The organism is Longimicrobium sp. (assembly GCF_036387355.1).
Taxonomy (GTDB): domain Bacteria; phylum Gemmatimonadota; class Gemmatimonadetes; order Longimicrobiales; family Longimicrobiaceae; genus Longimicrobium.
Genome location: NZ_DASVTX010000068.1, coordinates 1 through 7,225, shown reverse-complemented (window position 1 = coordinate 7,225; position 7,225 = coordinate 1). Strand labels below are relative to the sequence as shown.

The window sequence follows — 7,225 nt, the reverse complement described above, 5'->3', positions numbered from 1 at the left end:
GCCCCGGCGGCCGCTGGCTGATGGCGCACGAGCTGGCGCACGTGGCGCAGGCGGACCGCGGCCGCGCGCCCCGTCTGGCCGCTCATCCCGCGCCCGGCGCCCTCCTGGTGGGCGCGGCGGACGACGCGCTGGAGCGCGAGGCCGACGCCGTGGCGGACCGCGCCGTGTCTTCCGCGCCCGCGCCTTTTGCAGCCCCCGCCGTCTCGCGCTTCCACGCATCCGCCCCCGTGCGCCGCTGCGCCGCGTGCGACGAGGCAACGCGCCTGGCCGGCGAAATCCAGCGGAAGTGCGCGGCGTGCGAAGAGCTGGAATCGGTGCAGCGCAAGGGCGACGGCGGGCTGGCCGCGGCCATGGTCCCCGACCCGGGGCGCGTCCTTCGCCCGGCGGGCGGGCGCCCGCTGGACGCGGCCACCCGTGCCTTCTTTGAGGGCCGGCTGGGGCGCGACCTGTCCGCGGTGCGCGTGCACGAGGGGCGGGAAGCTTCCGCCGCCGCGCGCTCTGTCCGCGCGCTGGCGTATACCGTGGGACCGAACGTCGTCTTTCGCGACGGGCAGTACCGGCCGGACACGGAGGGCGGAAAGCGGCTGCTGGCGCACGAGCTGGCGCATGTGGCGCAGCAGGGGCACGCCCCCGCGCGCACGGCCGGCGGCGCGGCCGGCGTGTCGCGCGCGCCGGGGAGGGTGCAGCGCAAGCTGGACCCGCTCGCCTCCCTGCTGCCCCAGCGCGAGATCGAAAAGGCCCCCTACCGCGAGGTGGAAGAGGCCATCGAGGCCGCCGAAGACTTCGTGAAGCGCTTTGCGTTCGTCTCCGACCTCACGCCCAAGGTGGAGGAGAACCTGGCGCTGCTGAACCGCGAGCGCGACCTGCGGAAGGCCATGGAAACCAGGCGCGGGTTCAACGCCGCGCAGAGCGACTTTCAGGGCGCCACCGGCGGCTCCTCCATCCATCGCATCGGGCTGGTGGCGCTGGACAAGGGGAGCTACCTGTACCGCACCCCCGACCCCAACCGGCCCTACGTGCGCGCCCTGCCGCTCAACACGCGCATGGCGGTCGTCCGCAAGACGGGGAGCGGGTGGTACTACGTCGTCTTTCAGGACAGCACGTCCGGGTACGTCCCCGCGTCCGACGTCAACATCGACCTCCCCGACCCCGGCGCGCGGCTGTACCGCATCCAGCAGGGCGAGGGGGCGCAGGCCATCGTCAAGAAGCACTACACGGACTTCGTCTGGGGCCAGGACGAGCGCTTCTACGTGAACGTGCTGGCCTTCGTAAACCACGAGGCGGGGCGGCGCGGCATCATCAAGCCCTCGCTGGACGCCGACTGGAGCACCACCGTGACCCACGCCGGGAGCCAGATCTGGATTCCCGGACAGGAGTACGCCAAGGCGCTTAAGGGCTCCGTCTCCTCCGGCTCGTTCACCTACGAGGCGTGGCAGAGCGTCAAGAACGCCGCCGCCGCCGTGGGCGAGTTCCTGCTGGGGAGCGCCGCCTTCGTGGCCGGGCTGCTGCACGGCGCGCTGGAGTCGCTGTGGGACCTGCTGGCCGGGCTGGTGGACCTGGTGGGGATGGTGGGCAAGCTGATCGTGAGCATCGTCACCGGCGAGCTGGGCAACGATCTGTCCAAGCTGTGGGACGTGCTCACCGGCCTGAACCCGGGCGAGCTCTTTGACTCGGCGGTGGACTGGCTCGACAAGAAGTGGAACGCGCCCGGCATCTGGGACCGGTGGCACTTCCGCGGGTGGCTGCTCGGCTACCTGGCCATGGAAGTGGCCATGATGTTCTTCAGCGGCGGGCTGCTGAGCGGGCTCAAGTGGGTGGGCAAGTCCGCCACGGTAAGCAAGCTGATGGCAAAGCTCCCCATGCTGGCCAGGATCGCCAAGCGCGCGGAACTGCTGGCGGAGGGCGCGCACGCCGTCAAGCTGCGGCAGGGCGTGGTGCGGGCCGGCGAGGCGCTGGCCGCCGCGCGCAAGTGGGCGGGCTCGGTGCTGCGTATTCCGGCGGACATCCTGGCGGACCTCACGCTGGACGCCATCAACCGGCTCAAGAAGCTCCCCGAGTGGGCCATGGAGCGGCTCTCGGAGTTGAGCCCCAAGGTCCTGCGCGCGGTGCTGGGGTGCACCTCGCCCTGCAAGGTCAAGATCGAGGAAATCATCAAGTACCTGGGCGAGCTGGCCGGCAAGGCGGGCAACCGGCTCACCTCCAAGGCCGAGGTGCTCAAGGCGCTCCCCGGCGACCTGAACACGACCAAGATCGCGGAGTACCTGGACACCCATCCGGCGCTCATGGAGGCGATCCGCAAGGCCGAGCTGACCGACGCGGACTTCGGCAAGCTGGGCGCCTTTCTCTCCGACGCCGACAAGGCGGCGGGCAAGGGCGAGGAGGCGTACGAAACCTTTGTGCGCTACCTGACGCAGGTGGTGCCGGCCAAGACGGGCAACGACATCGGCAAGCTGAACCAGATCCTCAACGCCGTCTCCAAGACCGGGGGGCAGGGGCGGGCCATCAAGGGCGCCATGTTCGAGGCGTGGGCACGCGTGCACGTTCCGCACTTCGCCAACAAAAGCTTCGTGCGCGCCACCTTTGAGGACGTGGGCAGCCTGGTGCTGGCCAAGGGACGGCGCACCTCGGACTTCTTCATCGGCGCCACGGGCGAGCTGTGGGACTTCAAGCACGCCCTTACCCGGGTGGGGCGCAAGCAGGCGCAGGACTACCTCAAGATCCTGAACCACACCGAGCCGGGGCTGCCCAAGGTGAAGTCCATCCACTACCTGTTCCCCGACAAGGCCGCCGCCGAAACGAGCCGCTACCTGCTCACCGAGTTCGGCTTCGACGTGCACTACCTGGACGCGGCGGGGGTCATGCAGCGCCTGTGAGCCTGCGGATGGAGGCGCGGTCCCGTTGCCTTGGCGCGGCGCGCGGAGGCACGAAGGACGCGGGAGCGGTGGATACGGATCGCGGGACGGGCATGCGGGCACACCGAACCACAGGACGCGGCGGGCGATGGCTTCTTCCGAACTGATCTGGCGCAGTGCCACCCGGGTGCACGAGTGGCTTCACGGCGACTTCCCCGACCGGCTCCTGGCCGTGGCGCGCGAGGCCGGCGTCATGGGCCGCGCGGACCGCATGGAGGCATCCACTCTCACCTCCACCCGCCCGCGCAAGCTCAAGGAATCCGACGTGGCCGCCGCGCTGGCCGCCGAGCGCGCGGCGGACCGCGGGAGCGTGCACCTGAGCGCGTGGGGAAGCGAGCCGCGGCCCTGGAGCGCGTTCATCACGCTCTTTCCGGTGGATGAGGGGACGGGGCGGGTCGCGGGGATCAGCATCATCAACCTGCATCCCCCCGCGGCGGACTGGGCGGGCGAGCGGGCCTCCGCCGCGCTGATGCGCGCCTTTCGCGCGGCCCACTCTCCGGACGATACGGAGTTCGCGGAGATCCATCCCTGGGAGCACCTGCGGCGGCTGCGCGACGGGGCGCACCGCGATCCGCTGGTGAATTCCCCCATGCTCACGGGCGCCACCTGGGCCGCGTTCCTGGGCCCCGCCCACCTGGCGGAGTTTGACCTGGACCGGCTGCGCCCCGTGGCCGCGACGGCGTGGCGCCACGAGTGGGTGGACGGCGACCGCGGCCTGTTTCTGTTCGCCGGCCCGGACGTGGGCGCGATGGAAACGGCGGAGGGCGAGGCCGAGATCGCGCGCCTCACGGAAGCGCTCCGCGGCGCCCTGCGGTCGCCGTGAGGCGGCCCCCGCCGTCCGCCGCGGGAACAGAAAAGCCCGCCAGGATCGCTGGCGGGCTTTCGCAGTTCCATCCACCGGACCGGCGTCAGAGCGCGGCGGCCTTGGCCTGGGCTTCGGCGATCAGGCGGCGCACTTCGGCCAGCACCATCTTGGGCTCCGCGGGCTTGGCCAGGTACGCGTCGCACCCCGCCTCGGCGGCGCGCGCGCGGTCCTCGGCCATGGCGTGCGCGGTGAGCGCCATCACGGGAATGGACGCCGTGGCGGGGTCCGCCTTGAGCAGCCGCGTGGCCTGGTGGCCGTCCAGGATGGGGATGGAGATGTCCATGAGCACCATGTCGGGAAGGCGCTCCTTGACCAGCGCCACGCCGGACTGGCCGTCACCCGCCTCCAGCACCTCGTAGCCGTAGTGCTCGAGGATGGTGCGGTAGATCATCCTGTTGTCCAGGTTGTCTTCGATGATGACGACGGTCTCGCGCGTCTCCGCTGCGGACATCTCCGGCTCCTGCGGGTGGGCCGCCCGGGGGCGGTGGGGCACTGGGATCGGGAATCTGCTGGAAACGACCGGCTCGCACAACCCGCGCGCGGGCGCAACGCCGTGCAGGCGTGTTCCGGCGCGGGGACGGGACGTCCGCAGATGAATGGGAAGACTGCCTGTAACCCCTTGCGCCGCAGAAAGTTCCATCGACGCACGACCCCCGCGCCCGCTCTCCCGCGCGCGACTCCGGCGGATCAACCCCGCCGCCGCGCGCCCGTGCACTGGCGCCGCCCCGCGCCCCGCCCGACATTCCGTCCCGCACGCGACCGCGCGAAACATACCGCGCGAGGCACGCGATCGGACTTCCTCCACACCGGAGCAGGAATGCGCAGGAGCATGGTTTGGGGCGCCCCGCTGGCCTTGGCGCTGGCGGCCGGGTGCGCGCCCGCGGGCGTTCGCGCCGGCGCCGCGGAGGGCGCCGCGGGCGAGGCGGCCATCACGGGGGACCGGCTGCTGGCGGACATCCGCGAGCTGGCCTCGGACCGGTTCCTGGGGCGCAGCGTGGGCACGGCGGGCGAGGATTCCACCGTGGCCTACCTGAGCCGCCGCTTTCGCGAGATCGGCCTGGCGCCGGGAATGCCGGACGGCTCGTACGTGCAGCAGGTTCCGCTCATCGGCACCACGTCGGCGCTGCAGGCGCGCGCCACCATCGGAGGGACCACGATGGAGATGCGGCAGCTGGAAGACATCGTCGCATGGTCACAGCGGCCGGACACGCTCGTCACGGTGAACGCGGCGGAGATGGTGTTCGTGGGCTATGGCGTGGTGGCGCCCGAACTGGGGTGGGACGACTTCAAGGGCGTGGACGTCCGCGGCAAGACGGTGGTGATGCTCATCGGCGACCCGCCCGTCCCCGACCCGGCTGACACCACGCGGCTGGACCCCGCCCTGTTCCGCGGCCCGGCCATGACGTACTACGGGCGCTGGACGTACAAGTACGAGACGGCGGCGGAGCGCGGCGCCGCGGCCGTCCTGCTCGTCCACCAGACCGGCCCGGCGGGGTACCCGTGGACGGTGGTGCAGAGCAACGTCCGCGAGCGGTTTGACGTGGCCGGGTCGCCCGCGCACGTGCCGGTGGAGGGATGGATTCAGCTGGAGACGGCGCGCCGCCTCTTTGCCGCCGGCGGGCACGACTTTGCCGCGGCGGAGCGATCCGCGCGAACCCGGGCGTTCCGCCCCATCGCGCTCGGCGGCACGGCCACCTTCCGCGCCCGCAACGCCGTGCGCCGCGTGAACTCGCGCAACGTGGTGGGCCGGCTGCCCGGCAGCGACCCCGCCGTGGCGGACGAAGCGGTGCTCTTCAGCGCGCACTGGGACAGCTTCGGCGTGGGCCGCGCCATCAACGGCGACAGCATCTACAACGGCGCGCTGGACGACGCGTCCGGCGTCGCGTGGCTGATCTCCACCGCGCACGCCTATCGCTCACTTCCCCGCGCGCCCCGCCGCACGCTGGTATTCGTGGCGTTCACGGCGGAAGAGCAGGGGCTTCTGGGCGCCCGCTACTACGCGCAGCACCCCGTCGTCCCGCTCAACAAGACGCTGGCGGACATCAACATGGACGCCATGAACCCGTGGGGGCGCACGCGGTCCATCGTGAGCCTGGGGCACGGGCAGAGCTCGCTGGAAACGCTGCTGGCCGCGGAGGCGGCGCGCGACAACCGCCGCGTGGTGCCCGATCCGGAGCCGGAGAAGGGCTACTTCTACCGCGCGGACCACCTGGAGCTGGCGCGCGGCGGCGTTCCGTCGCTGTCGTTCCTGTTTCCGGGGACGGACTACCTGAACCAGCCGGCGGACTACGGCGAGCGGGTGCGCGGCGCCTACATCCGCGACGACTATCACAAGCCGTCAGACGAGGTAAAGCCGGACTGGGACATGGCGGGGATCGTGAACGACACGCGCCTTACCTATCGCGTGGGCCTCGCGGTGGCGAACGGGAGCGAGTGGCCCACTTGGAGCGCCGGCTCCGAGTTCCGCGCCAAGCGCGAGCAGTCGCTCGGAGGCAGCGGCCGCTGAACGGCGACCGCAACTGCACTCGCGTGGAGGACGCGGCGTTCGGGAGGTCGCGGGGAGTTCGGCGCGGGGGGGCGTGACGGCAACCTTCCCGTGATTTTGATGCGGATGATGCAAACAAAGAGGAGGTGGCCCGGCGCGGGACCACCTCCTCTTCCGTTCGCTTGACCTCCGCGCCCTCTGCGTCCCCCGCGCGAGAGGCAGTTCCACGGCGTCAGGCCGGGCGATTCTCCGCGTACCACTCCACGGTCCGCCGCAGCCCCTCGCGAAACGGAACGTGCGCCTGAAACCCGAACAGCTCGCGGGCGCGCGACGTATCCAGCGAGCGGCGCGGCTGCCCGTCCGGCTGCGTGGGATCGTACGCCAGGCGGCCGCGGTACCCCACCGTTTCGGCGATCAGCGCGGCCAGGTCGCGAATGGTGATCTCCTCGCCCACACCCAGGTTCACCGGCTCCGCGCCGTCGTAGTGCTCCGCCGCCAGCACCACGGCGCGCGCGCACTCGTCCACGTACAGAAACTCGCGCGACGCGTTGCCGGTGCCCCACATCTTCACCTCCGGTGCGTTGCTCTCCCTCGCCTCCAGCATGCGGCGGATGAGCGCGGGGATCACGTGGCTGCTGCGCTCGTCAAAGTTGTCGCGCGGGCCGTACAGGTTCACGGGGAGAAGGTAGATGCCGTTCATCCCGTACTGCTGCCGATACGCCTGCAGCTGCACCAGCAGCGCCTTCTTGGCCACGCCGTACGGGGCGTTGGTCTCCTCGGGGTAGCCCTCCCACAGGTTCTCTTCGCGGAACGGGACCGGGGTGATTTTGGGATAGGCGCAGATCGTTCCCATCTGCACGAACTTGTGCACCCCCGCCCGCCGCGCCTCCTCGATCATCATGATGCCCATGATGGCGTTGGCGTAAAAGAACCGGCCCGGGTTCTCGCGGTTTGCCCCGATCC

The 7,225-nt window shown here is 71.2% G+C and carries 5 protein-coding genes; 3 read left to right on the top strand and 2 right to left on the bottom strand.

Annotated elements, in window-relative coordinates:
* Both VF665_RS03270 and VF665_RS03265 read left to right on the top strand, forming a co-directional pair.
* Positions 1-2,873, top strand: a 2,873-nt coding sequence (locus VF665_RS03270) for an eCIS core domain-containing protein (protein ID WP_331051973.1), incomplete at its 5' end; no start/stop codon positions are given.
* A 127-nt stretch (positions 2,874-3,000) separates the two neighbouring features.
* Positions 3,001-3,735, top strand: coding sequence for a hypothetical protein (locus VF665_RS03265; RefSeq protein ID WP_331051972.1), 735 nt, complete (start codon positions 3,001-3,003; stop codon positions 3,733-3,735).
* Between the two features lie 85 nt (positions 3,736-3,820).
* Here the strand turns inward: VF665_RS03265 and VF665_RS03260 are convergent, their stop codons facing one another.
* Positions 3,821-4,228, bottom strand: coding sequence for a response regulator (locus tag VF665_RS03260; RefSeq protein ID WP_331051971.1), 408 nt, complete (start codon positions 4,226-4,228; stop codon positions 3,821-3,823).
* Positions 4,229-4,594: 366 nt separating this feature from the next.
* Here VF665_RS03260 and VF665_RS03255 point away from each other — a divergent pair, with 366 nt between their 5' ends.
* Complete coding sequence (locus VF665_RS03255; RefSeq protein ID WP_331051970.1) at positions 4,595-6,283, top strand: M28 family peptidase; 1,689 nt, start codon at positions 4,595-4,597, stop codon at positions 6,281-6,283.
* Positions 6,284-6,494: 211 nt separating this feature from the next.
* Here the strand turns inward: VF665_RS03255 and VF665_RS03250 are convergent.
* A partial coding sequence (locus VF665_RS03250; RefSeq protein ID WP_331051969.1) for an NAD-dependent epimerase/dehydratase family protein occupies positions 6,495-7,225 on the bottom strand: 731 nt, incomplete at its 5' end.

Coding starts and splice junctions, on each gene's coding strand:
- VF665_RS03265 (WP_331051972.1), top strand. CDS start 3,001: ATGGCTTCTTCCGAACTGATCTGGCGCAGTGCCACCCGGGTGCACGAG.
- VF665_RS03260 (WP_331051971.1), bottom strand. CDS start 4,228: ATGTCCGCAGCGGAGACGCGCGAGACCGTCGTCATCATCGAAGACAAC.
- VF665_RS03255 (WP_331051970.1), top strand. CDS start 4,595: ATGCGCAGGAGCATGGTTTGGGGCGCCCCGCTGGCCTTGGCGCTGGCG.